The organism is Chryseobacterium sp. FR054, from assembly GCF_056844565.1.
In genome coordinates, this window is record NZ_JBXDSA010000001.1 from 469,443 (window position 1) to 495,954 (window position 26,512).

General features: G+C 39.7%; 21 protein-coding genes and 1 CRISPR repeat array (1 of these 22 running past the window's edge). Of the genes, 9 read left to right on the forward strand and 12 right to left on the reverse strand.

Annotated elements, in window-relative coordinates:
• Nucleotides 1-135 precede the first annotated feature (135 nt).
• The 4 genes from AC106S_RS02280 to AC106S_RS02295 all read left to right on the forward strand — a co-directional run bounded on the left by AC106S_RS02280 (nucleotide 136) and on the right by AC106S_RS02295 (nucleotide 7,635).
• Nucleotides 136-3,072, forward strand: coding sequence for a sensor histidine kinase (locus tag AC106S_RS02280; protein ID WP_482437512.1), 2,937 nt, complete (start codon nucleotides 136-138; stop codon nucleotides 3,070-3,072).
• Nucleotides 3,041-3,775, forward strand: coding sequence for a LytR/AlgR family response regulator transcription factor (locus AC106S_RS02285; RefSeq protein ID WP_482437513.1), 735 nt, complete (start codon nucleotides 3,041-3,043; stop codon nucleotides 3,773-3,775). The genes AC106S_RS02280 and AC106S_RS02285 overlap by 32 nt, the downstream gene beginning before the upstream one ends.
• A 223-nt stretch (nucleotides 3,776-3,998) precedes the next feature.
• Nucleotides 3,999-6,935 (forward strand): sensor histidine kinase, encoded by a 2,937-nt coding sequence (locus AC106S_RS02290; RefSeq protein ID WP_482437514.1) that lies wholly within the window; start codon nucleotides 3,999-4,001, stop codon nucleotides 6,933-6,935.
• Nucleotides 6,904-7,635, forward strand: coding sequence for a LytR/AlgR family response regulator transcription factor (locus AC106S_RS02295; protein ID WP_482437515.1), 732 nt, complete (start codon nucleotides 6,904-6,906; stop codon nucleotides 7,633-7,635). The genes AC106S_RS02290 and AC106S_RS02295 overlap by 32 nt, the downstream gene beginning before the upstream one ends.
• A 5-nt stretch (nucleotides 7,636-7,640) precedes the next feature.
• Here AC106S_RS02295 and AC106S_RS02300 read toward each other — a convergent pair whose 3' ends face one another.
• Nucleotides 7,641-8,165: a DUF2867 domain-containing protein gene (locus AC106S_RS02300; protein ID WP_482437516.1), complete on the reverse strand. Its 525-nt coding sequence runs from the start codon at nucleotides 8,163-8,165 to the stop codon at nucleotides 7,641-7,643.
• Nucleotides 8,166-8,425: 260 nt separating this feature from the next.
• On the opposite strand from AC106S_RS02300, the gene AC106S_RS02305 reads away from it, so the two are divergent.
• Together AC106S_RS02305 and AC106S_RS02310 are read left to right on the forward strand one after the other, a co-directional pair.
• A complete protein-coding gene (locus AC106S_RS02305; protein ID WP_482437517.1) occupies nucleotides 8,426-9,619 on the forward strand; it encodes a T9SS type A sorting domain-containing protein in 1,194 nt (397 codons plus the stop codon).
• Between the two features lie 154 nt (nucleotides 9,620-9,773).
• On the forward strand, nucleotides 9,774-10,934 hold the full coding sequence (locus AC106S_RS02310; protein WP_482437518.1) for a methionine aminotransferase: 1,161 nt from the start codon (nucleotides 9,774-9,776) through the stop codon (nucleotides 10,932-10,934).
• Here the strand turns inward: AC106S_RS02310 and cls are convergent.
• From cls to AC106S_RS02325, 3 genes are all read right to left on the reverse strand, one after another.
• Nucleotides 10,927-12,393, reverse strand: a complete 1,467-nt coding sequence (gene cls, locus AC106S_RS02315; RefSeq protein WP_482437519.1) for a cardiolipin synthase — start codon at nucleotides 12,391-12,393, stop codon at nucleotides 10,927-10,929. The two genes, AC106S_RS02310 and cls, sit on opposite strands and share 8 nt — an antisense overlap.
• A gap of 133 nt (nucleotides 12,394-12,526) precedes the next feature.
• Nucleotides 12,527-13,291 carry an SDR family NAD(P)-dependent oxidoreductase gene (locus tag AC106S_RS02320; RefSeq protein ID WP_482437520.1) on the reverse strand — a complete coding sequence of 255 codons (765 nt, stop codon included), beginning with the start codon at nucleotides 13,289-13,291 and terminating at the stop codon, nucleotides 12,527-12,529.
• A gap of 84 nt (nucleotides 13,292-13,375) precedes the next feature.
• Nucleotides 13,376-14,314: a helix-turn-helix domain-containing protein gene (locus AC106S_RS02325; protein WP_482437521.1), complete on the reverse strand. Its 939-nt coding sequence runs from the start codon at nucleotides 14,312-14,314 to the stop codon at nucleotides 13,376-13,378.
• A 141-nt stretch (nucleotides 14,315-14,455) separates the two neighbouring features.
• Here AC106S_RS02325 and AC106S_RS02330 point away from each other — a divergent pair, with 141 nt between their 5' ends.
• The gene (locus tag AC106S_RS02330; RefSeq protein WP_482437522.1) at nucleotides 14,456-14,659 is read left to right on the forward strand and encodes a hypothetical protein; all 204 of its coding nucleotides are present in this window, start codon (nucleotides 14,456-14,458) and stop codon (nucleotides 14,657-14,659) included.
• 18 nt (nucleotides 14,660-14,677) lie between these two features.
• Nucleotides 14,678-14,842 (forward strand): hypothetical protein, encoded by a 165-nt coding sequence (locus tag AC106S_RS02335; RefSeq protein ID WP_482437523.1) that lies wholly within the window; start codon nucleotides 14,678-14,680, stop codon nucleotides 14,840-14,842.
• Nucleotides 14,843-15,307: 465 nt separating this feature from the next.
• Here AC106S_RS02335 and AC106S_RS02340 read toward each other — a convergent pair whose 3' ends face one another.
• From AC106S_RS02340 to AC106S_RS02375, 8 genes are all read right to left on the reverse strand, one after another.
• On the reverse strand, nucleotides 15,308-16,387 hold the full coding sequence (locus tag AC106S_RS02340; protein WP_482437524.1) for a hypothetical protein: 1,080 nt from the start codon (nucleotides 16,385-16,387) through the stop codon (nucleotides 15,308-15,310).
• 85 nt (nucleotides 16,388-16,472) lie between these two features.
• On the reverse strand, nucleotides 16,473-17,564 hold the full coding sequence (gene ychF / locus AC106S_RS02345) for a redox-regulated ATPase YchF (RefSeq protein WP_482437525.1): 1,092 nt from the start codon (nucleotides 17,562-17,564) through the stop codon (nucleotides 16,473-16,475).
• Nucleotides 17,565-17,740: 176 nt separating this feature from the next.
• Entirely contained in the window at nucleotides 17,741-18,292 is a 552-nt protein-coding gene (locus AC106S_RS02350; RefSeq protein WP_482437526.1) for a ferritin, read from the reverse strand.
• A gap of 447 nt (nucleotides 18,293-18,739) precedes the next feature.
• Nucleotides 18,740-20,344: a glycoside hydrolase family 10-like protein gene (locus AC106S_RS02355; protein WP_482437527.1), complete on the reverse strand. Its 1,605-nt coding sequence runs from the start codon at nucleotides 20,342-20,344 to the stop codon at nucleotides 18,740-18,742.
• 133 nt (nucleotides 20,345-20,477) lie between these two features.
• On the reverse strand, nucleotides 20,478-22,283 hold the full coding sequence (gene typA, locus AC106S_RS02360) for a translational GTPase TypA (RefSeq protein ID WP_482437528.1): 1,806 nt from the start codon (nucleotides 22,281-22,283) through the stop codon (nucleotides 20,478-20,480).
• Nucleotides 22,284-22,556: 273 nt separating this feature from the next.
• Nucleotides 22,557-22,823 carry a DUF1294 domain-containing protein gene (locus AC106S_RS02365; RefSeq protein WP_482438411.1) on the reverse strand — a complete coding sequence of 89 codons (267 nt, stop codon included), beginning with the start codon at nucleotides 22,821-22,823 and terminating at the stop codon, nucleotides 22,557-22,559.
• Nucleotides 22,824-22,942: 119 nt separating this feature from the next.
• The gene (locus AC106S_RS02370) at nucleotides 22,943-23,620 is read right to left on the reverse strand and encodes a YceI family protein (RefSeq protein ID WP_482437529.1); all 678 of its coding nucleotides are present in this window, start codon (nucleotides 23,618-23,620) and stop codon (nucleotides 22,943-22,945) included.
• Nucleotides 23,621-23,840: 220 nt separating this feature from the next.
• Entirely contained in the window at nucleotides 23,841-24,644 is an 804-nt protein-coding gene (locus tag AC106S_RS02375; protein ID WP_482437530.1) for a GLPGLI family protein, read from the reverse strand.
• Between the two features lie 293 nt (nucleotides 24,645-24,937).
• Between AC106S_RS02375 and AC106S_RS02380 the strand changes: the two genes are divergently transcribed.
• On the forward strand, nucleotides 24,938-25,717 hold the full coding sequence (locus AC106S_RS02380) for a hypothetical protein (protein ID WP_482437531.1): 780 nt from the start codon (nucleotides 24,938-24,940) through the stop codon (nucleotides 25,715-25,717).
• A gap of 132 nt (nucleotides 25,718-25,849) precedes the next feature.
• A CRISPR array of direct repeats spans nucleotides 25,850-26,512; the repeat unit is 47 nt; unit sequence GTTGTGAATTGCTTTCAAAATTTATTATCTTCGTGATTAGTCACAGC (it continues 2,156 nt past the right edge of the window).

Sequence of the window (26,512 nt, forward strand, 5' to 3'; positions counted from 1 at the left end):
ATTTCAGCAAACATACAAAAATACGAAATTGTACAAAATTATCCGAATTTTTTAAAGCTGTTTTTTAACATTTTCCCTTAAACCTTGTATTATTTATTTCCCAAATGATATATTTACATTATTATTCAATACCCCGTGAAAAAAAGCTCTATTTTCTGTTTATTTTTTATTCTCCAGGCTGTTCTGTTTTCATTTTCAGCACAGATTCCCGGGCTCATTAATTATACGGAAGAAGACGGATTAAACTGTTCCTACCTCTATCACCTGAGACAGGATAAAAACGGATTCATATGGATTGGCAGTGATAACGGACTGTACAGATTCGACGGAAAGGAATTTAAGCAATACGGAAAAAAAGAGGGACTGAAAAATATTGATATTATTTCCTGTGAGCCTCTTCCTAACGGCGAAGTTTTCATTCTTCCCTTCCTGAATGACTTTGCCTACCTGAAAAACGGCCGGGTTATCAATCTGAATATTAATGAGTATGTAAAAAACCAGTTTTCAGGTTCAATACCGAAAGTTACCCGTGACGGTAACAAACTTTATTTATACGGAACCACCAGTCCTCAGAATATTTTTACTTATGAAAACGGAAAAGTAAAAAAACTTCCGGTTCCCATAGATTACGGCAACAAAAAACTGGGAATTATAAAGTTTGATTCCCGGACACAAAATTTATTTTTATATAATGATTTAAACGATCTAAATGCTGAAATTCTGGTTTATAACCTTCCCGGCAAAAGAGAAAAAAGAATAAAAATAGATAAAGGAAGTTTTATCTGTGAAAAAGATCAGTTTCTTGTTTTTGAGGATAAGGGAAAGATAAATGTATACGAGCTGACTGATCATCTCACCCTTAAAAAAGTCTTTTCATATGCCACAAACGAACTTATCTACTATGGCTATATTGATAAAAACAACCGATTATGGCTTAATTTACGGAAAGGTGGTGTCCTGTATTTTAACCAGCCGCTGTCTGAAAACAGTAGCAACCCTACCCGGCCTGTGAAAATATTAAGCAGTCATGTCATCAACAATATTCTCGTAGACCAGGATGATAATGTTTGGTTCAATTCCAGAAACAACGGTGTATTTTTTATCACCAAAGCTCTTTTTGCCAATCATATCAATCTTTCTGTAAAAAACAATTCCGAGTATATCAAAGCGATTGCAAAGGATGAGCATTCCATTATTCTGGGATACAACAGCGCATCCGGGGCGATTATTGATAAGAACGGTAAAATGCGGGATATTATCCTCGACAAGGATTATAAGGATGAGAATAAATCGGTTTACATCAATAATAATACAGCCATTTTCGGACTTTCAAACCGGGCTATTATTCATCATCTTTCTAAAAACACTCACAAACAAGTGTCTGCTTCTGTAAAAAACATTGTTCCCTATACCCCGGACTCTGTATTTATATGCACCGCAGAAGATCTGCTCGTATATGGCTTAAAAAATGAAAAACTGACCTCCCTTCTCAAGGAACGCATCTATACCGTTCTTCCTTATGATGAGGACAACCTGTTGGTCGGCAACTTCATCGATTTGTATAAATTCAATATCAGAACGAAAAAAAAGACGCTATTTTTAAAAGGATATTATTTCACGGATATCAAAAAATTAAGGGAGAATACATACCTGGGAGCCACCAACCTCCACGGGATCATCATGTTCAGCGATAAAGGCATCATAAGAAGGATTGAAAAAAACAACGGGCTGATTAATGATCAGGTAAAAAAAATAGAGATTGAAAACGGAAACACATTCTGGGCCAGTACGAATTCCGGGATATCCAGAGTGGAATTAGCCGGTAATAACCTGCGTATCAATAATTTTACACAAACAGACGGTCTTCCCTCTGATGCCGTCACCGGATCTGTCATAAAAAATGATACTATCTTTATCGGTACCACCCGCGGGCTGGGGATATTCTCCATTAAAAAATTGCTGGCTCAGGAAAAGTCCATCCGGAAAAAGGTAATCATCAATTCCGTAACCATTGAGGATCAGGAACATTTTAATCTGAAAAAAGATCTTACGGCCAGCGCCCATAATACCGTAATTTTCAACCTCAGCTTTCTTGATTATGCCTCCCAGGGAAAGATAAGCTATAAGTATAAGATCGAGGGCCTTAATGATTCGTGGGAGGTAAGCAGTTCTTCCAGACTCATATTCAGTTCTATTCCTCCGGGAGACTATATTTTGCGGGTCTATGGGCTGGGCTATAACGGAAAGCAGTCTTATGCTTCTACCGATCTGGCTTTTAAGATTGAACCTAAATTCTGGCAGACCTGGTGGTTTAAATTATTACTGGCAGCCGTCGGCATAGCTATCCTGTCCGTCTTGCTCACCTCCTATCTTCAGAAAAAAAGAAATAAAAGGCTGGAAAGATTTTACCATGAGAAGAAAATGGCAGAACTGGAACTTCAGGCAATTAAAGCTCAGATTAATCCGCACTTTATTTACAACTGCCTGAACTCCATCAAGTATCTGCTGTTCAAGGAAGATTATGAAGAAACAGAAAATTATCTGGATATATTTTCCCAGCTGATCAGAAAAACACTTTATTATTCTGAAAAAACCTTTATGCCTGTATGGGAAGAGATAGAATACCTGTCTCTATACCTGGATATGGAAAAGCTTCGCCAGAATGAACTTTTTGATTATGAGATTCATACTTCCGAGCGGGTAAACAAAAACTGGGTTGTCCCTTCCCTGTTGGTTCAGCCTTTCGTGGAAAATGCCATCAAGCATGGGGTTTCCGGTTTAAAATCAGGAAAAGGCTTTATCAGAATATCTTTTGATCATTCAGATTCTGCCCTCTGCATAACGGTTGAAGATAATGGCCGCGGAATTCAGGCCAAAAACGGATCTTTTGCCGGGGAAAATTCTTTCGGGCTAAAACTATCCAAAAAAAGAATCCGGACTTTTCAACAGCTCTTTGAAACCAACATCACCCTGGAAGTCATTAATCTTTCTGAGAAATATGGAAAACAGGGTACTCAAATAAAACTTTACATTACACCTTATGAAGACCCAAACACAAATCTGCATCATTGATGACGAAAAGCACGGCAGAGATTATATCTCCCTGCTGCTGAACAAAGAATTCCCCGAAATCAGGATCGGCTTCGAAGCTTCCAGTGTAGAAGAAGCTTACGTTTACCTCACCAGAAATTCACCGGATATTTTATTTCTGGATATTCAGCTGGGTGATGGTACGGCCTTCGACCTGTTATCGAAATTTAAAGAAATTACCTCTCAGATCATTTTCATCACTGCCTTCGAACATTTTGCAATCCAGGCTATTAAAAACGGAGCTACGGATTATCTTCTGAAGCCTATTAAAAAAATTGATTTTATTATTGCCGTTAACAAGGCTCTGGATAATATAAGAAAAATGCAGCCTGCTCCCCCCAACAGTGTACTTCAGGATCAGAAAATTATTCTTTCCACCCTTCAGGGGTTCAAAATAGTGGATATTGCCGACATTGTGCATTGTGAAGCCGATTCAAGCTATACAACCTTTTATCTCGTGAATAAACTCAAAATCATGGTATCGAAAACGCTTCATGAATTTGAACCGGTGCTTCTGGGGCATAACTTTTTCCGGATCCATCACAAGCATCTCATCAATATCGCCCATCTGCAGGAATACATCAAAGGAAGAGGCGGGCAGGTTGTAATGAGTGACTGCTCTGTGCTGGATGTCTCATTCCGCAGAAAAAGCGACTTCCTTTACAAAATAGGAAAAACGGATTAATATGCCATTGATCGGGATGACGGAATGTATTCTATCTGCATTCCCCATACTGCAATATAAAAATCCAATATGAAGCAGTAGAGATCACAGATTTCTGCTGTTTCTTCATTTAGAAAAATATCAGCTAAAAAATCTTTTTCATTTTATTTTATTCAGCATCTGCGGCTTATGTATTGGATTATTATCAGCCAAACTCTATATTTACCCTATTATTCAATGGCCTGTGAAAAAAACAATTCTTTTTTCTTTATTTTTTATTTTCCCGGCAGCTCTGGTCTTCTTTTCAGCGCAGATTCCCGGGCTGGTTAATTATAATGAAGAAAACGGGCTGAACAGTTCGTATACGTATTCACTGAGCCAGGACAAAACCGGATTTATCTGGATAGGAAGTGACAACGGACTGTTCCGGTTTGACGGAAAGGAGTTTAAACAGTTCAACAATAAGAACGGATTAAAGAATATTGAAGTACTGTCTTCTTTTCCTTTGGCCGGCGGAGAGATCTTTATTGCTCCTTTCCTCAATGATTTTGCCTATCTGAAGAACAACAGAATCATCAATTCGGATTCCAATAAAGAGCTTAAAAAATTACACTTCAGGCATACTTCAGGGGTCTATTCAGACGGAAGCAGTTTATATATGCTCTCCAGCTATCATCCCGATAACATCTTTATTTATAAAAATGAAAAAGTTACCCGTATTCCGCTATTTTTAAGTGAAAAACCTTCAGATAACTATTCGGCTCTTTCACTGGATATCCCGAACAGTCTGCTTTACATCTCCAATAGAAACTGGAAAACCAATATTGAGGCTTATGATCTTTCTTCCCGGGAAAAAAAACTGTGCAACATCCGGATGAACAAAAATACAATGGTCTACGTTAAGGATGACTACTATATTTTTACGAAAAAGAATGCTATCGAAGTATATCAGCTGCAGAATAAATTTCATTTTAAAAAACTGCAGACTTACCCACTTCCTGAAACCCCTTACCATATCATTATCGATAAAGATTTCAGAATCTGGCTGTGTCTGGAAAACGGAGGGGTCCTGTATTTCAAACAGCCGGTCAACGGGCAGGAAAAGCTTTCCGGTCCCATCAAACTCATGAATAACTATTATATTCATGACGTTATGGTAGATAGGGATGATAATGTATGGTTCTCTACCCGTAACAATGGTATTTTTTTCATTGCTGACAGGCTTTTCAGGAACTACACCCATCTTTCCGTTAAAAATAATTCATCTTATATTACCGCCATTGCAAGAGACGGAAACCAAATTTATCTGGGATACAATGAAGCAAGAAGCGGTATTTACCACTCACGGAAAATCACCGATCTTATCCTGGAAAAAAACATCAAAGTAGAGCATAAGGTTATTTTTGCCGACGGAAATCATATTATTTTCGGCCTTACTAATGGAGGCATTCTGTATGATACCCGGACAAAAGAAAAACGTACTCTGAACGTATTTGTCCTGAAAAATGTAATCCCCTATACCAAAGGTTCCGTTCTGCTCTGCTCTGCCGGCGGACTGGGATCCTATAACTACATTACGCATCAGTTTACCGAAATATTTAACAAAGAAAGGTGTTATACGGCTTTACCCTATCATCAGGACAGTCTCTTTGCCGGAAGTTTCAAAGATCTTTACAAAGTGAATACCGTCAACCGGAAGAAAACCCTTTTCCTGGAAGGTTACTATTTCACCGATTTGAAAAAACTGCGTTCCGGGCTTTATGTCGGAGCCACCAACCTGAGCGGTATTACCCTGTTTAACGATCATAAAGTTCTCCGGAGGATTACCGAAAGGGACGGCCTGCCAACGAATCAGATTAAAAAAATTGAAGTAGAGAACGAAAATATTTTCTGGGCAAGTACCAACTATGGACTCAGCAGAATTGAACTGGCATCATCCGGATTGAAGATCAGTAATTTCACCCAGACAGACGGGCTCCCCTCCAATGTGGTGGCAGGATGTGTTATTGTTTCCGATACCATTTATGCAGGAACTTCTAAAGGCCTGGGAATACTCCCGGTTAAAGATCTTCTTACCCAGCAGAAATTTATCCCTAAAAAAGTGATCATTAACTCCGTTACGATCGGAAACAAGGAATATTCAGATCATCAACAGCCTCTGACCGCCCAGACTCCCGATAATGATATTATTTTCAACCTCAGCTTTCCCGATTACAGTTCACAGGGGAAAATAAGCTATAAATATAAGATCGAAGGACTGAGCGAAGGCTGGCAGACGAGCAGCTCCCCGAAAATTATCTTCAATTCCGTACCTCCGGGAAAATACACTTTTAAAGTTTTCGGTCTGGGCTATAACGGAAAGCAGTCTTATTCCTCAACGGATCTTGATTTTGAGATCCGTCCCCAATTCTGGCAGACCTGGTGGTTCAGGCTGCTGATGGGAGTTTTCGGAGTTCTTTCTTTATTCATCGTGATTACCCTTTATTTTCAGAAAAAAAGGAACAAAAAACTGGAAACCCTTTATTATGAAAAGAAAATTGCAGAACTGGAGCTTCAGGCCATCAAAGCACAGATCAATCCGCATTTTATTTATAACTGTCTCAACTCCATACAGTTTCTTGTCTACAAAAAAGATTATGAAGAAACAGAAAATTATCTCAGGATCTTCTCCAGGATGATCCGGAAAACCCTTCATTATTCTGAAAAAACATTCATGCCGGTGAAAGAAGAGGCAGAATACCTTTCCCTGTATCTGAATATGGAAAATCTGCGCCTGAAAGACCTGTTCGATTATCACATCCGCATTTCTGAAAAAGTGGACGAAAACTGGGTTATTCCTTCCCTTTTGGTACAGCCTTTCGTAGAAAATGCCATCAAACACGGGGTGGCAGATTTAAAAGACCGGAAAGGGAAAATCGAAGTCATCTTCGACTATGTTGATGCCTCTCTGTGTATCACCATTGAAGACAACGGCCTGGGCATCGGCAGCAACAGCCGGTTTAAAGCCGGCTCTTTCGGGGTAAAATTATCACGGAAAAGAATTGAAACATTTAAGCAGCTTTTTGAGACTAATATTATTTTAGAGATCGCTGATCTTTCTGAAAAAGAGCAAAGACCGGGAACCCGCATCAAACTTTATATAACACCTTATGAAAAACAGAATACAAGCCTGCATTATTGATGATGAACAAGACGGAAGAGATTATATTGCTCTTCTTCTGGAAAATGAATTTCCTGATATCCAGATCGCATATCAGGCATCAGGTGTTGAGGATGCCTATCTTTACCTTTCTAAGAATACACCGGATATTCTTTTTCTGGATGTGCAGCTGAAAGACGGAACTGCCTTTGATCTTTTGTCGCAGTTCAGAGAAATGGATTCGCCGATTATTTTCATCACCGCATTTGAACACTTTGCCATTCAGGCCATCAAAAACGGTGCAGCAGATTATCTTCTGAAACCGATCGGTAAAATGGATTTTATTATAGCCGTAAAAAAGGTCCTGGAAAACATCAGGAAAAACAAAAGTTCAACAGGGATCAGTTTAAACGAGAACAAGATCAGCCTTCCGACACTCCAGGGATTCAGGCTTACCAACATCAGCGACATTATCCGCTGTGAAGCCGATTCCAGCTATACCACTTTCTACCTTACCGATAAAACAAAGATTATTGTTTCCAAAACCCTGCATGAGTTTGAAGAACATCTTTCCAGATATAATTTTTTCAGGATTCATCATAAACACCTGATCAATCTTTCCCACCTGAAGGAATACATCAAAGGAAAAGGCGGGCAGGTGATTATGGCAGACCAGTCTGTTCTGGATGTTTCTGTCCGTAAAAAGAATGATTTTCTCCTGAAAATTGAAACCCTGGAATAATTCTACTACCTCATTTCCAGATTGGTGATCATCTTTTTCAGCATGGCCGGAACGATGAGTTTGTGAAAAGGGCGTACCGGCAAAAAATATAATTTCCCCAGCCTGTTGTGATACTTCACAGTAGTTGAAACAGTAAGGAAATTTTGATGGCCGGATTCTTTACTGTATAAAAGAGAAACCCTGAAATCTAAATGTTTATCATCTTCTCCGAGGACGATTTCATTGCCGGTTTTGTAAAATATTTTAAAAAGACCAATCTGATCACCAACTTCACATGCCATATCTTTAAATTCCGGTATTTTACCGTTTTCATTTCCCGTTTTCAATCCGAACAATCTGACCATCTTATTTCTGAAAGCAAACATTTTCTTTCCCCAGCGTGGCCCGCTGGTAAAAAAAGCCTCTCCCATTTCGGAACTGCTGATGTTTCCGCTAGCGATTTCCCCTTTAAAACTGTCTGTATAGTCAAATGATTTTTTATCTCCGGATAGAACGGATGCTTCCGGAAATGCTGTTTTTCTGATCTTCATGGCTGCCGTGTAAAATTAAGCGCTGCTTCTTTCTACCAAAGATAATCTGTTTTTCAACAGAAAAAAATGAGATTTTTCAGCTTTGTATTTTTTATCACAATTAAAAGAAAAATAAAAACGTTTATTAGCAAAATGTATTCACTTATCAATTCCGACTGAGAAAAATTCTTCTACCCCACTATCTTTACTAAAGATCAAATACAAATTATTAATCATTAAAGTTTTTATTGGTTTTTGATATATAAAATCAATATGGTATCATGATAAGAATATACTTTCTCTCATTCTGCCTTCTATTGGGAAGTTTTCTCAATGCACAGGCTCTGTGTACGGATTTCAACAGTTCCATGGGAAACTGGAAACCGGGTCCTTATCCCAATGACCGGGTAACAGCTTCATTTGGCAGCCCCAATACGTTGGACGGCTCACAATATGTAATGCTTAGGGATCTTTCAGGAGGATCATGGTTCAGTAACCTGGTAGATTTCAAAAATATCGGACAACGCTTCGTTGGGCAGTGTCTCTATTTTGATTTTTATTTAGTAGATGACGGCGGCTATAATCAGCCTGTTCATCCAACCATTTATGTACTGTCGGGGAACCGCCAGGCTGTCTTTACGGCCAATATAACCGTTACTGAAGGAAGCGGATGGGTACGTGTACGGGCTCCGATAGCTCTGGCATCAGGGTCTACTCTTCCAAGCAGCCCTGAAGGCTCATGGTCGGTCGTAAGTCCCGGATTACCTTCGGATTTCAATGATATTATGAATAACTCAACGGCATTGATGGTTTCTCCGGATTACACCTCAAGCCCGTCCGAGATTGTTCTTTATGACAATATCTGTATAAAATCCTGCGGAAACTGCTCGGCAGACTTCAGCATAGCTACTTTTTTCAGCACCACGAGCAATACACCAAGTGCCTATGTTACACTTGATAATAACAATCCTGCTTCCACGTATTCGGTTAACTGGGGTGACGGATCAAGCGGCTCTATTTTCCAGTCACATTTATATTTTAACCCCGGCTCTTACAAGGTTTGTGTAAGTGAATTTGATAAAAACGGTAAGGAAATATGCAGAAAATGCCTTCTGTTCTGCTATTCACAGGATAATATCCTTCCAAGAAAAAACAGCAGTGAAGTGCCATCCGGAATGCCTGATCTGAAAGCTATTTCTAAAGCCGAACTCGGTAATCTGAAAAATAATTTCCTGCTTGTTCCTAATCCCGCCCAATCTTATGCAGATATACAGATGAATCTGGACAAAAAACAAACGGTATCTGTAAAACTGACGGATCTGTCAGGAAGAACAGTTCTTGAAAAATCGGAAAATCTGGAGAGCGGACGGCAGCATATCAGACTGAATACTGAAAAACTTGTCGGCGGAACCTATATTACAGAAGTGCAGACAGAGGGAACTACCAGCTCCCAGAAACTGATCATTACCCAATAAGAGATCTGCTGATTGCTCTGCCATCCCTGGGATGATCTGCAATCTCATCCGTTATACTATTAAGTAAGACCGCTTCAAAAGGCGGTCTTTTTTATACGGGAATAACTATGGATTGCAAAAAATAATTTAAATTCGGGGAAACAAAACTTTTCACATGATACAACTTCCTTTATCCAAGCTTTCCAATGTGGGAACAACTATTTTCAGCCAGATGACTCAACTGGCCAACGAAAATGAAGCTATTAATCTATCCCAGGGATTTCCGGATTTCATGCCGGATTCTGAGCTTTTGGATCATGTAGATTATTTTGTTAAAAAAGGTTTTAACCAATATGCTCCATTGGGAGGAATGCCGGTATTGAAAGAAGAAATTGCCCGGAAAATAGAGAACAGCCACCATGCGGTTTATCATCCTGACTCGGAAATAACCGTAACAGCCGGCGGTACCCAGGCCATTTTTACAGCTATTGCCGCATTTGTAAAAAAAGATGATGAGGTGATCATCTTTGAACCGGCTTATGACTGCTACGAACCAACCGTAGAGCTTTTCGGCGGAATTGTCAGACGTTTTGAAATGAAAGCTCCGGACTATGAAATCGACTGGAATGCAGTAAAAAGCCTGGTAAGCTATAAAACCAAAATGATTATCCTGAATAATCCGAACAACCCTTCCGGGAAAATCTTAAAAGAGCGCGATATACAGGAACTTATTCAGCTGGTAAAAGATACTTCTATCCTTATTCTGAGTGATGAAGTCTATGAAAATATTATTTTTGACGGAAAAGAGCATTTAAGCATCTGCCGGTATCCTGAACTTAAGGAAAGAAGTCTTCTGGTGGCTTCATTCGGAAAGCTGTTCCACGTTACGGGCTGGAAAACCGGCTATTGTGCGGCTCCTAAAAACCTGACCGATGAGTTCAGAAAAGTACACCAGTTCAATGTTTTCTGTGTAAATACGCCTGTCCAGCTGGCTTTGGCAGAATATATGAAAAATGAAGAGCACTACCTTCACCTGAATGCATTTTTTCAGGAAAAAAGAGATTTCCTGAGAAAAGGTCTGGCCGGAACCTCATTCAAGCTTCTGGATTGTGAAGGCACCTATTTCCAGGCAGTGAAGTATGATGCCATTTCGGATCAGAATGATTTTGATTTTGCCAGTGAACTCACCATCCGTCATAAGGTAGCCAGCGTTCCTTTTTCATCATTTTATCAGAATAAAAGGAATGATCATGTGATCAGGCTGTGTTTCGCGAAAAAGCAGGAGACTCTGGAAAAGGCGATTGAAAATCTTTCAAAAGTACAGCCTTTTATATAAGCGGGGAAAGCAGTCTCGCCAGGTGTTCAAAAAAGACTTTATACCGGGGTCTTTTCCGCCATGTATCAGGAAAAATCTCTTCACAGTCCTTCATATCCCCGATGAAAATACGGTGAAGTTTCTCATTGATCTTTTTATCGAATACCAGTGCATTGACTTCAAAATTCAGTTCCTGGCTTCTGACATCCATATTCGCTGTTCCGATGCTTGAGAAGTCGTCATCTACGAGCATGGTTTTGGCGTGGATAAATCCTTTTTTATAAAAGAAAACCCTGACATTATTTTCCAGAAGTTCCCCGTAATAAGAATAGGCTGCCGCATTCACGATCACGGAATCTCCGGACTCAGGAACCATCAGTCTTACGTCCAGCCCGGACAGAGCTGCCTGTTTAATGGCATTCAGTACTGTTTCCACCGGAATGAAGTAAGGGGTAACCATATAAATTCTTTTTTTGGCCGCAAGAATGGCTGAATGGGTACTCAGCATAATGGAAGGCCTGGTATCCGGTCCGCTGGCCGCCGTCTGTACGAGAGAGCTTCCTTCACCGGTATTTTTATAATCAAAATAATCACGTGATATTTCGGGAAATTTTTCCGTAGCAAAAGTCCAGCTGCTTAAAAACAGGAACTGGAAATAAAAGGCGGCTTCCCCTTTGATGTACAGATGAATATCCCGCCAGTATTGTTCAGGATTAGGATTGATGTATTTATCCGAAACATTGATTCCTCCGGTAAAGACTTCAGATCCGTCCACAATAATAATTTTCCTGTGGTCTCTGTAATTGACCCTGTTGGCCAGAATCCTGAACCTGATCTTATTGACAGGCGATACTTCTACGCCCCCCTCCTTCAGCCTTTTTAAAAGTTTCTTTCCTATTTTTCCACTTCCCATATCATCATACAGAAAACGTACTTTGACCCCTTCCCCCGCTTTTTTTATCAGAAGGTCAGCAAGCCTGTTGCCTATTGTATCATTATCATAAATATAATATTCGAGATGGATGTGATGCTTTGCTTTTCGAAGCACTTCAAATACTTTGGCAAATTTTTCTTCCCCGTTTACCAGTACTTCGGTCTCATTTCCCTGAGACAGCGGCGAATGGGAGGCATGATACAGGAAATTGATGGTTGTTATAAAATTCCGGACTTCTTCTTTATGATCTTCCAGGGACTTGCTATGGGTTTTCTGAATATACCCGGCTATGGTGCTGTAAATTTCTTCATTATGTTCAACTTTAAAGGTATAGAACCTATTCTTCCTGTAATTGACCCCGAAAACAAAGTATATAATGATTCCCAGGACAGGCAGAAAGATGATGAGCATGAGATAAGCCAGTGTTTTGCTGGTGGTCTGTGTATCCATAATGATCTTTCCGGCAAGAAAAACTGTTCCCAGAAGGTATAAAACCTCAAGTGCGGGCAGAATATAGGGAAACTGATCGAGGAATTCTTTAAGCATCAGAATAAGGTTGTGAGGTTGTGATCTTAAAGATAGGAAAAAGGATCAGGAAAATGTGTGCATCCGCATAAAAAAGGACCCATTACGGTATGATGGATCCTTTTGTTATTTATGAGGCTGTATTCAGAATTTTTTATAAAAACATTCCTCCTGAAGCTTCGATTCTCTGCCCGTTGATCCAGCCGGCATCGTCTGTACACAGAAATGCGACTATACCTCCGATATCATCAGGAAGCCCTGCTCTGCCTAATGCCGTTATATTTGATATGGTGGCATTGACCTCTTTGTCGTCTCTGGTTCTCCCGCCCCCAAAGTCGGTTTCTATTGCTCCCGGAGCAATAACATTGGCCTTAATTCTTCTTGGTCCGAGCTCTTTAGCCATATATTTCGTCAGCATTTCAATGCCTGCTTTCATGGAGCCGTAAACGGATGATCCGGGTAATGCAAATCTTGCCAGCCCTGAAGAAATATTGATGATTCCTCCCCCGTCACTGATGAACGGAAGCATTTTCTGAGTGAGGAAAAATACTCCTTTGAAGTGTACATCAACTATATCATCCAGCTGCTCTTCGGTTGTTTCCATGATCGGAGCGTATAAAGCGGTTCCTGCATTGTTGATCAGGAAATCTATTTCCGGGCTTCCTGTTTCTTTTTCAAGGTGCTCCGTTACTTCTTTCACGAATGCACCGAAGCTTTTTACATCCCTGGTATCCAGCTGATAGGCTGCGGCCTTCCGGCCTGAAGCTTTTATTTCGTTAACGACTGCTTCTGCTTCTTCTTTACTGTTTTTGTAAGTGATGATCACATCCAGTCCTTTCTGAGCGATTTTAAGGGCTGCGTTTTTACCAAGCCCCCGGCTTCCTCCTGTTACTAAAGCTATTTTTGTTTTTGTTGCCATTTTGTTTTATTTAATGATACAAAGTTGAAGCATTTCCGGGAAAAATTATTTGCCTGAATCAATCTGAAATTTGCAAAATTCAAATCAGGACCGAAACTGAAGCGGAGTGAATGATGTTTTTCGTTTAAAGAAGTTGGAAAAGTGAGCGATTTCTTCAAAACCGAGTACATAGGAAATTTCGGAAACATTCCACCGGGTTTGTCTGAGCAGGATCTTGGCTTCCTGTATCAGGCGGTCTGCGATAAATTCTGTGGTAGTTTTCCCGGTACTTTCTTTAAGTTTTTTATTCAGATAGTTCACATGTATAGCCAGTCTGTCTGCATAGTCTTTTGCGGTCTTCAGCTGCAGCCGCTGTTCTGAGGATTCTATCGGAAACTGTCTTTCCAGGAGTTCTATAAATAAAGAAACCACCCGTAATGAGGCATCATTAGCTGCTGAAATTTTGGCAGCCGGCTGTAATTTCTGTCCGTAATGAATGAGTTCCAGCACATAATTCCGGATAAGGTCGTACTTAAAGATATAATCGGAATCTATTTCTTTTTTAATTTTTGTAAATAAGGCTTCTATTTCATCAGCCAGCTCATCCTCTATTTCAAACAGCGGTATATTTCCGGGCTGGAAGATCGGCAGGTCTTCCAGGGAGAACCGGGATTGGGATTTAACGAAAAAATCTTCTGTAAATACGCAGAAACTTCCGGACTGGTCGGGGTCCTGGGGAATCCAGTGGTAAGGAACCTTAGGAGTGGCAAACAGTAAGGCATTTTTTTCAATGGCAATGATCTTATCGGCGTATTCAGCCCTGTTTTGTCCTCTGATCAGGCTTATTTTATAATATTTCCTTCTGTTGTAGGGCATTTCTGAAGTGGTTTTTACCCTTTCTATGGTCTGCCGGATATCAAATACATTAAAATGTCCTATATCTTTGTGAAGGCCCTTCGGGAAAATACTTTCAAGATCTTTTCCAAGTTTGGCGGTCATTTCTCTATAAAAGTCTTCCAGGGAGGTATGGGCTGTTTTCTGCATTTCAGACAATTTGTATTATTCAAATATACGAACTGTACAGAATAGAAATTTATATTTTTTTATTATTTTTTCCATACCAGGTGATATATTTCATTTATTTTTTTTACATTCGTTATTATTAACACACTAAAAATCAAAACAATGAAAAATCAGATTTTATCAGGCGCAAAAAAGCTTAGTAAAAAACAATTGAGAACGATTGCAGGAGGACTTCTTAACTGTATGGAACCGGTACTGTGTACCAACCCTCCGTGTGAACCTTCTTCAGATCCTAACGGATGCACCATGTATTCTCCTAAATGTGCACAGAAAGAGTGCAGAGTGCCGATTGAAATCATTCCATAATTCTTTAAACTATTTGCTATGAAAGATTTCAAAAATGGCAGAAAGCTTAATAAAAAAGAACTGAGAATAATTACAGGAGGTCTCATGAGATGCCTTAATCCGGAAACGCGGAGATGTACCACTACCGGAATCGCATGCGCAGAGCCTGAGTGCAGATATGTACCGGATCCGCTATATCCATAATATTTTCAAAAAAAGACCTGATCAATGGTCATTTATACAAAAACGCATCCGGAATCCGGGTGCGTTTTATTTAATGTATGTTTTAATTAAAAGAATTTATGCGCAACTGTACAAATTTTGAAACTGCTGATTAAAAAGGGAGCAAAGACTGGAATCAACTTTGTGTTTAATCTTTTTGTTTTTAGCCTGAGTTAGGATTAAGGAACAACCTATCAAAACTATCGGAACAACATCTTAATGAATATCATTATCAGGTCGCTCCTACGGAGCTCTCCTTCGATTATCTGTCAAATTCTATGAACTGAGTACTCTTACGGAGCACTTAAAAAAGTTCAGATAACATCCTATTTTTTTACAAAAATTTATAACCTGATAAGTTATAGCACCTAAAATAAGGCTGATTTTCTTCTCCCGAATTGAGGTTAATTTTTAGTTATATGTACTGAAAGCCCCCGGAAAATCAAATTAAACAACAGTTCCTCCTCCCCACTGTATTACCCATTTTCCGTTTTTGTACTCCGCAGAATAATTATCAGAAGAACTGTTTCCAGATTCGTAAATGTAGAATATCTCAGGATTTTTCGCATTTTTATGTATCCTGGAAATACTTCCATCGGTAAGATCCGTTATCCTTGCGTAGGCAGTCTGTTTTCTTCTGTCTTCAGGAATGAACAATACCCTGAATTCAGGACTGGCCTGGTGAAAATAATCGCAGTCGCTTTCATACACCAGGAAAGAATAATTCCGTTTTTTCTGATCTGCTTCTCCATATCCGTTGTTTAAAAGCAGCAGTTCATAAAGCTGTGTAAATTTGTTCTTCTCCGACTTATACATCGGGTTCATATCTTCAAAATCATCAATACCGTCGCCATCTGTATCTTTGTTATCAGGACTCAGACCTAAGCTTTTCTCAAAAATATCGTTATAGCCGTCTTTATCCGTATCCTTGATCAGATCTTTCAGTTTTATTCTGAATAATTTTCCGTCTTCCATTGCGGAATAATCGTCATAACCGGGGAGCCCTGCAACTTTTATAATTTTTACCAGGCTGCCTTCCGCCTGAAAGTATTCTCCCTGAATAATGGGCTGCTGCTGAATTCTATTGATATAGTAATGGCTGAAACTCAGGCCCAGAAAGTAAGCGGAAGGTTTATTATTTTCAATCTTCAGAAGCCAGTATCCCAGATTATTGCTGGCCAGAGCATAAAGCACATTTCCCACCTGCTGCTGAGCCGTATACCAGAACTGTTTGGAAAACTGTTCATCGAATATTTTAAACTCAGTTTCTTTTCTTTTGAAGCTTTCTTCGTATTCCTGATCGTACGTGTGGGCTACTGTGCTGTCTTTTTTAAAATCCCGGTATTTCGTGAGCGTTACGATTTCAAGATGAGCCGGTTTTTCATTGAGAATCTGCTGTACAGTATAAGGTTTCTGCTCCTCATATTGGCCGTAAAGCTGGTCTACGCTGTCTACAAAACATTTGTCTTCCACGGATTTTGCACACGAAAAAAAGAGCAGAGGGATAGCAAAGAATAAAATTTTCATAGTTAAAGTTTGATACATGAATGCAAAAAACGCTCCCAAATTTTCATGGAAGCGTTTTTCAATTATAACTAACTTTAATATTTTCTTATACGTTGAATCTGAAGTGCATGATATCACCGTCTTTTACGATGTATTCTTTTCCTTCTACGGAAAGCTTTCCGGCTTCTTTTATCTTGACTTCTGAGCCGTACGTGATGTAATCGTCATATTTGATTACTTCTGCACGGATGAATCCTTTTTCGAAATCCGTATGGATTACTCCGGCAGCCTGAGGAGCGGTCCATCCCTGTCCGATCGTCCAGGCTCTTACTTCTTTTACTCCGGCTGTGAAATAGGTCTGAAGTTTCAGAAGGTCATATGCTTTTCTGATCAGGCGGTTTACTCCCGGTTCCTGAAGACCCAGCTCGTCAAGGAAGATCTCTCTTTCTTCGTAAGTTTCCAGTTCGTTGATGTCGGCTTCAATCTGAGCAGCTAAAACCACTACTTCCGCTCCTTCACTTTTAGCCATTTCCTCGATTTTACCAATCCATTCGTTTCCGTTTTTGATAGAGTTTTCGTCTACATTACAAACGTAAAGAACCGGTTTGTTGGTTAAAAGCTGTACTTCACCGATGATAGATTTTGTAAGATCATCCACTGCAAATTCTCTTGCGTTCTTCCCGTCTTCCAGGAATTTCTGCAGATTCTGAAGGGTTTCATAGGTAAGGATGTCTTCTTTTTTCCCCGACTTAATGAATTTTTTAGCTTTTTCTACGGCTTTACCAACGGTTTCAAGGTCTTTCAGCTGAAGTTCGATATCGATAATTTCTTTATCTCTTAACGGATCTACGGAGCCTTCAACGTGAACGATATTTCCGTTATCAAAGCATCTTAAAACGTGGATGATGGCTTCACACTCACGGATGTTGGCCAGGAACTGATTTCCCAGTCCTTCTCCTTTGCTGGCTCCTTTTACAAGGCCGGCGATATCAACGATTTCCACAACGGCCGGCAATACTCTTTCCGGCTTTACTATTTTTTCCAGTTCAAACAGTCTCTGATCCGGTACCGATACCGTACCTAAGTTCGGTTCAATAGTACAGAAAGGATAGTTTGCTGATTGAGCTTTTGCGTTGCTTAAACAGTTAAAAAGTGTTGATTTACCTACATTCGGAAGGCCTACGATTCCACATTTCATATTGTAAAATTCAAAGTTTAGGGTTTAGGGCAATTCAGGGTTTCTTCAGTTTTAAATACTTCATTGGGAACCTTGAATTACGAGTGTGCAAAGATAGTGATTTTGGAACGAGTTTCATAATAAAAAAATCTGCCAGTTTGCTGACAGATTTAAATAATTTATTTTTATCAGGAGATCTATGGATTATCACCCGTGGCCTCCTGTGCCAGCGGAACATCATTCGGTGCGTTCTGCATGGCCATATCCAGTGTAAACAGGGATTCGTCGGTAGCACGGTCGCCGCCTGCGATTTTCAATTTATCAATGAGGTTCTGAGCCAGAGTTTCTTCTTCAATCTGCTCCTGTACAAACCATTGCATAAAATTCCATGTTGCCCAGTCTTTTTCTTCCAGTGCAAGATCTACGATTTTATAAATGGCCGTGGTGTTGTCTACTTCATGTTTAAAAACACCGTCAAAACATGCTGATAAAGTTTCAGGATCGGCCGGCGGTGCGGGAATAGCATCCACTTTAGGCTTTCCTCCCCTGTTCAGAATATATTCCATGAATTTAACGGAATGGTTTCTTTCTTCCTGTGCATGTCTGTAAAGGAAATTGGCAATTCCCTGGTATCCTTTATCATCTGCCCAGATTCCATAGGACAAGAAAACGTGTGATGCATGAATTTCTTTATTCATCTGATCACTAAGTGCTTTTTCCACCTTCGCGGAAAGTCGGTTAGTATTCATAATGTTATATTTTGGTGATTATAGAATTATTCATGCAAAAATGGTTCCGATAAGCATTTATAATTCATGAAATCCAGCCACCAACCTTTATATTTTACTGAATTTCACTATTTTAAGTTAATAATTTATAGTTATTCTAAAATAAATCCGGCTGGCTCTTTCTCCGGGCTTTACGGGATAAACAGATGAAAACCCGGGGTTAAAAAAAGTGCGGGTTATCTTATCAATATGAATTGAATTTCCCACAGATCGCACAGATTTCACAGATGTTTATGGGTATTTTTTTCTCGTTGATCCGGCAGATTGAGCAGATTTTTTTGCTTAGTGTTCAATAAAAAATCTGCCTCATTAGGGGGAAAACCCTCACCAATGAAGCAGATGTATAATCAGGCAAAGTACTTTATGAATATTGCATTATTCAGCGGCTTTGCTTTTTTTTAACCGGGTTTATTTTATCTTTCTTGCCGTATAGTCACTTTCGTTTCCTAATCTGTCTACTGCTTTTATGGCCACAGCAGTCAGTTTCTGTCCGTTCTTATTCTTTGGAATGTCTTTGGAAAGTGTGTCAAGGGTAAGGATCTCGGTTTCCCAGACTCCGTTGTATTGGGTGAAAAGAACCCATTGGAAAACGCCGCCGATATTTTGGGTACTCCATCCGGCCTTTACTGTATATCCACTATCAGTAATAAACAGTGTGGGAGTCTGCAGCGGGGCAGCTTTGATCCAGGGGGATTTCGGAACCAGGGCTTTTTCCTTATAAGGTCCGTTTTTCAGGACAGGAAGCATATTCGGGTTTTTGGTAAGTCCTGCAATACTCCAGTGAATTTCTCCCGCGTCATTCTTTAAGACCTGCCTGGAGATTTCGATCTGGTTTTTAATTTCTGTGGGACGGTCTGCTACTTTTATCTCTACGGTATTCAGTCCCGGCCATAAGTGGCGGTTCATCGTATTTTCTGATTTCCACCAGTTCAGTAAGGCTTCGAACCCCTGTCCTTTAGAGTCTATGGACCAATATAGCTGTGGGGAGAAATAATCTACCCAGCCTTTATTCAGCCATAATTTGGCATCTGCATACAGCTCGTCATACTGGGAAGATCCTACAATTCCGGCAGGATATCCCGGTTTCCAGATTCCGAACGGGCTGATCCCGAATTTCACGTAATTTTTTTCGGCGTGGATTTCTTTATATATCCTTTCTACAAAACGGTTGACGTTGTCTCTTCTCCAATCTGCCCTGGACAGTGTTCCCCCGTTTCTCTGGTATTCATTCCACGATGCATTATCCGGGAAATCCGCTCCTCTGTTGTAAACAGCATAAGGATAGAAGTAGTCATCAAAATGAACGGCATCAATATCGTATCTTTTTACAATATCTTTCACCACATTGGAAACATGCCCCTGTGTTCTAGGATTCGCCGGATCAAACCAGTACATTCCGTTCTTCAGCTTCACCACAATATCAGACAGTTTGCTGGCCATTGAGTGGGCGTTTACGGAACCTCCGTTGGAATGGTGGGCACGGTAAGGATTCAGCCATACGTGAAGTTCAAGGCCTCTTTTGTGGGATTCATCAATCCAGAACTGCAGGGGATCGTAATTGGGATAGGGAGCGGTTCCGGTCTGTCCGGTCAGGAAATATGACCACGGCTCGATGCTGCTGGTGTATAAAGCATCCGCGGAGGGTCTGATCTGGAAGATGACGGCATTGAAATTATTGTCTTTCAGCATATTCAGCATGCTGATCGCTTCTGCTTTCTGCTGGTCAACGGTCAGGTTATTTTTGGAAGGCCAGTTGATATTGGCTACGCTGGCAATCCAGGCTCCCCGGAATTCTCTTTTAACCTCCGGAAGTGTGGTTCTGAAGTTTTCTTCAGTCTGCGGATTGGACGGCTGCTTAACGGCCACCGGTTCTTTTGGCCTGGTTACCGGGGTATTGGGTTTTGTTGTATTTTTAGGAGGTGTGGTTTTAACGGTATTGCTTTGCACCGAGCAGCTGCTGTAAGAGGCGAAAACTCCTGTTAAAACGATAAGTTTTATGATATTCATTCTCATAGTCCGGGAAACTATTTTAAATTTTATTTTTTTATTCTCAGAGATTATTATGCCAAAATAAACATTTTGGGAACATTTTCTTAGAAAAAAAGCCCCGAAAAATCGAGGCTTTGATTTTATAGTAAGAAATTTCTTAAGCTTTTGCAGATCTTTCCACTCTTTTTCTTTCTTCTTCGGAAAGGATCTTCTTTCTCATTCTGATGAAGTTTGGTGTTACTTCAATGGCTTCATCCCCCTGGATATATTCCATACATTCTTCAAGGGAGAATAAGATTTTCGGAGCTACTCCCGTATCTTTATCTTTTCCTGCGGCACGCATATTGTTCAGCTGTTTTGCTTCTACGATATTTACAACAAGATCTCCGGGTTTGTTTTGCTCTCCAATGATCATTCCTGTGTAGATTTCCTCACCCGGGTCAACGAAGAATTTACCTCTGTCCTGTAATTTGTTGATTGAATATTCGGTAGCAGGACCTGTTGTTTTGCTGATCAGTACTCCGTTGTTTCTTCCAGGAATCGCTCCTTTGAAAGGCTTATATTCTGTGAAACGGTGCGCCATAATAGCTTCTCCTGCAGTAGCCGTCAACATCTGGGAACGCAGTCCGATCAATCCTCTTGAAGGGATTTCGAATTCCATGTGCTGCATCTCTCCTTTGGTTTCCATAATGTGAAGGTCTCCTTTTCTCTGAGTTGCCAAATCGATAACTCTTGAAGCGAACTCTTCCGGAACGTCTACCACCAAAGATTCATAAGGCTCGCAGCTTACTCCGTCGATTTCTCTTAAGATCACCTGCGGCTGCCCGATCGTCATTTCATAACCTTCTCTTCTCATGGTTTCGATAAGAACGGATAAGTGAAGAATACCTCTACCGAATACCAGGAATGTGTTGGCATCATCCGTCTGCTGAACTCTTAGGGCAAGGTTTTTCTCCAATTCTTTTGTTAATCTTTCTTTCAGGTGGTTAGACGTTACATATTTACCGTCTTTACCGAAGAAAGGTGAATTGTTGATAGAGAACGTCATGTTCAGGGTAGGCTCATCGATTGCTGTTCTTTCCAACGGTTCAGGGTTTTCAAGATCCACGAAAGAATCTCCGATCTGGAATGCATCGAAACCTACTACGGCACAGATATCTCCTGCCTGTACTTCAGTTACTTTTTTCTTTCCAAGTCCTTCGAAAACGTAAAGTTCCTTTACTTTTCCTTTTGCAATTTTACCGTCTGCCTGAGCAAGACCGATCCACTGGGATTCTTTGATCTCACCTCTTGTTACTTTCCCGATCGCAATTCTTCCTAAGAAAGAAGAGTAATCAAGGGAAGTAATCTGCATCTGAAGGTTTCCTTCCGTTACACTTGGAGCAGGTACATACTGTAAAATCCCGTCTAATAGTGGTAAAATATCTTCCGTCTGTTCCAATGAAGTGTTGAACCAGCCTTGTTTGGAAGAACCGTAGAATGTTGGGAAATCCAACTGTTCTTCTGTGGCATCCAGGTTGAAGAAAAGATCAAAAACCTGATCGTGAACTTCATCCGGACGGCAGTTTGGCTTGTCTACTTTATTGATAACCACCAATGGTCTTAAGCCTAATTCCAAAGCTTTCTGAAGCACGAATCTTGTCTGTGGCATGGGTCCTTCGAACGCATCCACCAACAGGATCACCCCGTCTGCCATTTTTAATACTCTTTCTACTTCCCCACCGAAATCGGCGTGACCAGGAGTATCGATTACGTTAATTTTTGTGTCTTTATAAGTAACAGAAATATTCTTGGATAAGATGGTGATCCCTCTTTCTCTTTCAAGATCATTGTTATCCATAATTAATTCCCCGCTTTCCTGATTTTCTCTGAAAATATTGGTAGCGTGGATGATTTTGTCAACCAAAGTCGTCTTCCCGTGGTCAACGTGTGCGATAATCGCAATATTTCTAATGTTTTGCATATAGGATTTTTACGGGTGCAAAAATAGTGATTTTAAATGAATTAATTAAAAAGTTTCTGTAATATTTAACAATTTCATAATGAGAAAATTAGATCATTCTGCTTTAAAATCTCCGGAAAAGATAGTGGGCATCGGGTTCTGTTATTTATTCATTTTATGATTTAATCCCATAATTTTCCGCAAACATATGACCGATCTGCTCAGAAAATCTTATTGGGGCATTGGAGAATAAAGACAGAAGTGAGGAATAAAAAAGAGGATTTACAGCAGTGATCAATGTCTTATCATCCGGTACAGCAGCACAAGATCGACCAGAACGACCAGAAAAAATTTAACGAGAAATGATTTTTTTGAAGTCTTATGGTTAAAGAGGACCATTCCTGAAGCGGCCCCGAGGATTCCACCTAAAAGAGAAAGGCCTAAAAGAGTGTTTTCAGAAATCCGCCGGCCCTGTTTCCCGGCCTTCAGTTTATCCCACCCAAAAACACCGAATGTTATAAGATTGATTATTATTACAAATAAAAACATTCCCATTTTCATATTCCGCAAAGATAGATGATTATTAAATAATATCCGCGAGCGGTTTTCATTTAAATTTCAGACAATAAAAAGAGCCGCTTAGAGTTAAGCGGCCCTGTCATCAGTTATATCTGGCTGATTTATTTTTTAGCTTTCACATCAACAGCAATCTCAATATCCTTGCTGATCATCCATTCTGCCGGATCTGCTTCTGAAGTACCGAACTTGATTCCCCAGTCTGCTCTGTTTACAGTGAATTTAGCCTGGATAGCAGCTGTACCTTCTGCTACATCTACTTTAGCAGGAAAAGTTACATTCATTGTTTTTCCTAACAGGGTAAGGTTTCCGCTTACTGTTTTGTTAGCTCCTGCCACGGCATCTTTAGGTGCTTCTTTAAGGTCAGCTACGCTTGTAATTTTAAAGTCTGAAACCGGATTTTTCTCAACATTGAAGAAGTCTTCATTTTTCAGGTGAGCTACCAGATCTTCAGGTTTTTTATCTTTTTCAGTTACTGAAGCCGGGTCAACTTTCAGTGAGTTCATATCGATTACAAAATTTCCTGCTGCAACCTGGCCGTTTTCAACGCTTAAATCTCCTGATTTCACATTAAGTGTTCCCCAACGCGGAGCAAAACCTCCTTTGTGGAAAGCTTTCCAGTTTACCACAGAAGCCACCGTATCTACTGCCAGTACTTCTCCCTTGCTTTCTGCAACAGTCTGCTCCTGGGCCGCACCCGGAGTTTCCGCAGATTTTTCTTTATTACATGATGCTGCAAGCAATCCTACTCCTACCAATGCAATTACGCTAAGTTTTTTCATACTATTTCGTTTGTTTAAAAAATGTTCTTTTACTTAAGTTTAAAAATATTCAAAATCCTTCATTTTGAGATTTCAAAAATAGAAAACCTCTCCCTATAATCATCTTAACATACATCAAGAAATACTTTTTCCCTCTGATTTTTCCGAATAAAGCATCTAAAATAGTAAAAAATAACGGAAACCATCTCTATTAACGATACTGACTCATTTTCAGCTTTACCTATTTATACTCTACTTTATGATTGAGTTCAATAGGATTATTTTTTTCGCGGATATGTTTCTTCATCATTTCTCTCATTTCTCTGAAGTCAGTTTTCACGATATTCCCGCCGTCGTCATAGTTGATCACATCCGATTTTTTCAGTGTAGAGAGCGGATCGCTGTAAAAATCACGCTGAAGTTTTTCGTAATCGCTCCAGGTGATCATTTTTTCAATTTTCTCAGGATACAGTTCTTTCCAGCTGAAATTTTTTATCTGAACCAGATTAAACTGGAAATCGGATTTTTCGTCATCTATTTTTACAATCAGCCCTGGCAATCCTTTAAAGATATAAGGTCCGTCAGAAATGGCTATATCCGTAGTAAACCATGCCTGCCAGTTTCTTCCTCCGTAGCTGGCTTCAGCCTTCTGACAGTTGTAGCTCCCGATCATCTGCTTTTCATCGGAAATTTTCCAGTCCAGTACATCTGTGATGTCAATAGCGTAGGTTTTATAGACTATGGGAACAAATACATACCTTTTGGTCTGGCCGGAAGTGAAATCCTTTCTGATATAAAGCTGTCTGTTATTGAACTGGGTATCATACCCTTCAGGATATCCTCTTTTTACCCTTAATGAATCCGATTTCCGGAATTTAGCGGAACGGAACAAAGATTCTTTCTCTCTTACATCCAGATAGTAAGTAAGCTTTTCAGTCCTGGCACTGTCTGAATTCGGCCTGTATTTCAGTTCGTAGATAAAACTGGAATTCTGCCCGAAAATAAATGAAGAAAATGAGATAAATACGATTAAACAGGCTTTCATTGGTTATTATTTAAAATGTTTTCAGACCTACAATTTATTAAAAAAATTCTTTATCCAGACCAAAAACGAGCTTACATCTTCAATTAAAATCAACCCGAATTAACAAAACAACAATTAATTGAAAGATCAATCAAAATATATTATTTTTATGAACCTTATCATCACATCATCACTGGAATGGGGCATCCTGTGCAGAATACAGCCTGTTTATTTTAATGATCTTTATCATATTCCGGCACCGGTCTTATTTATATTTCATTTAAAAGTAATTTCCTTGCAGCAAAAATATAATCATGAAAAAATTTCTGTTTCTGGCCCTATCTGCAAGCCTTTCTGTATCCTGCAGTTCCGACAGTGACGAGCCGGTAATCATTACAGATCCTGTAAAAGAGATTCCTCAAAAAAGAATTACTCAAGTAACCCTGAATAACCAGCTGTTATATAAATTCACTTACAGCAATGAAGGTATTTCAGAAATACAGACGTACTCCGGCGGAACTCTCCAGACTACCACCTATGTAGAGTATACAGACGGCTTACAGACAGCAAGGTATCAATACAGTCCCGGTAATATTTTATCAGGATGTCAGAAATATACTTATCAGGGGAAACTGATTTCAAACAGGAAGATCTACTCAGTGAATAATTTAGGTCAGGAAACTTTAATCCGTTCCACAGATTATACGAATGATCTTTCTAAATCCAGTAATAATTTAATCAGTATAAAATATTATGACGGATCAGGAAATCCTCTTTCAAGCAGCGATATTACCTATACCGACAGCAATGGAAGCAGCCTCAGCAATATCTATAATGCTTCAGGATCGAAAACAGAGGTTTATACTTTAATCAAAGACAATGCTCCCGGGTGGGGTAAAGTCCTTGATCCGTTTGTTTATCAGAATGAGCACAACATCAAATCCTCTCTCTATAAAAATGTTTCCACAGGAGCTCTTAACGGATTTACAGCAGAATACATCTATGATGCAGACCACTATCCTATCACCGCCCAATATCAGCACACCAACGGTCTTACTGAGAATTACGGCTTTACATGGAAAACCGTTCAATAATCCTAATACATAAAAAATACAATGCAGTTTCAGGAGGTGAAGCTGCATTTTTTTTTGCAGCTTTTTGTTTTAAAAGTTGTTATTTTTGGGGAGTAGTCACAGTTTTGTATGCATTTTACCTGTGCATTCCATGTTTTGAATTGCTTTCAAAATTTACTATCTTCGTGATTAGTCACAGCTGGCTTCTTTCTGAAGACGCTCGGAATAAAGTTGTGAATTGCTTTCAAAATTTATTATCTTCGTGATTAGTCACAGCAGCTACGTTAGTCATCATATCCCGGAGATTGTTGTGAATTGCTTTCAAAATTTATTATCTTCGTGATTAGTCACAGCACCTTCTTCTGTGGAAACGGTTCTGGGAGCGTTGTGAATTGCTTTCAAAATTTACTATCTTCGTGATTAGTCACAGCATCCCCGTTGTATACCGTAATATTCGGCTTGTTGTGAATTGCTTTCAAAATTTATTATCTTCGTGATTAGTCACAGCCACTCGGAAACGCTCCATATCCTCCGGCATGTTGTGAATTGCTTTCAAAATTTATTATCTTCGTGATTAGTCACAGCCCGCCAAAAAAACGAGCTGGAATTGAGAGAGTTGTGAATTGCTTTCAAAATTTATTATCTTCGTGATTAGTCACAGCCGATTTAACGAAACGCTAGAGATAGCGACGGTTGTGAATTGCTTTCAAAATTTATTATCTTCGTGATTAGTCACAGCTCACAACAAATAAAATTAGTTAATTAATAGGTTGTGAATTGCTTTCAAAATTTATTATCTTCGTGATTAGTCACAGC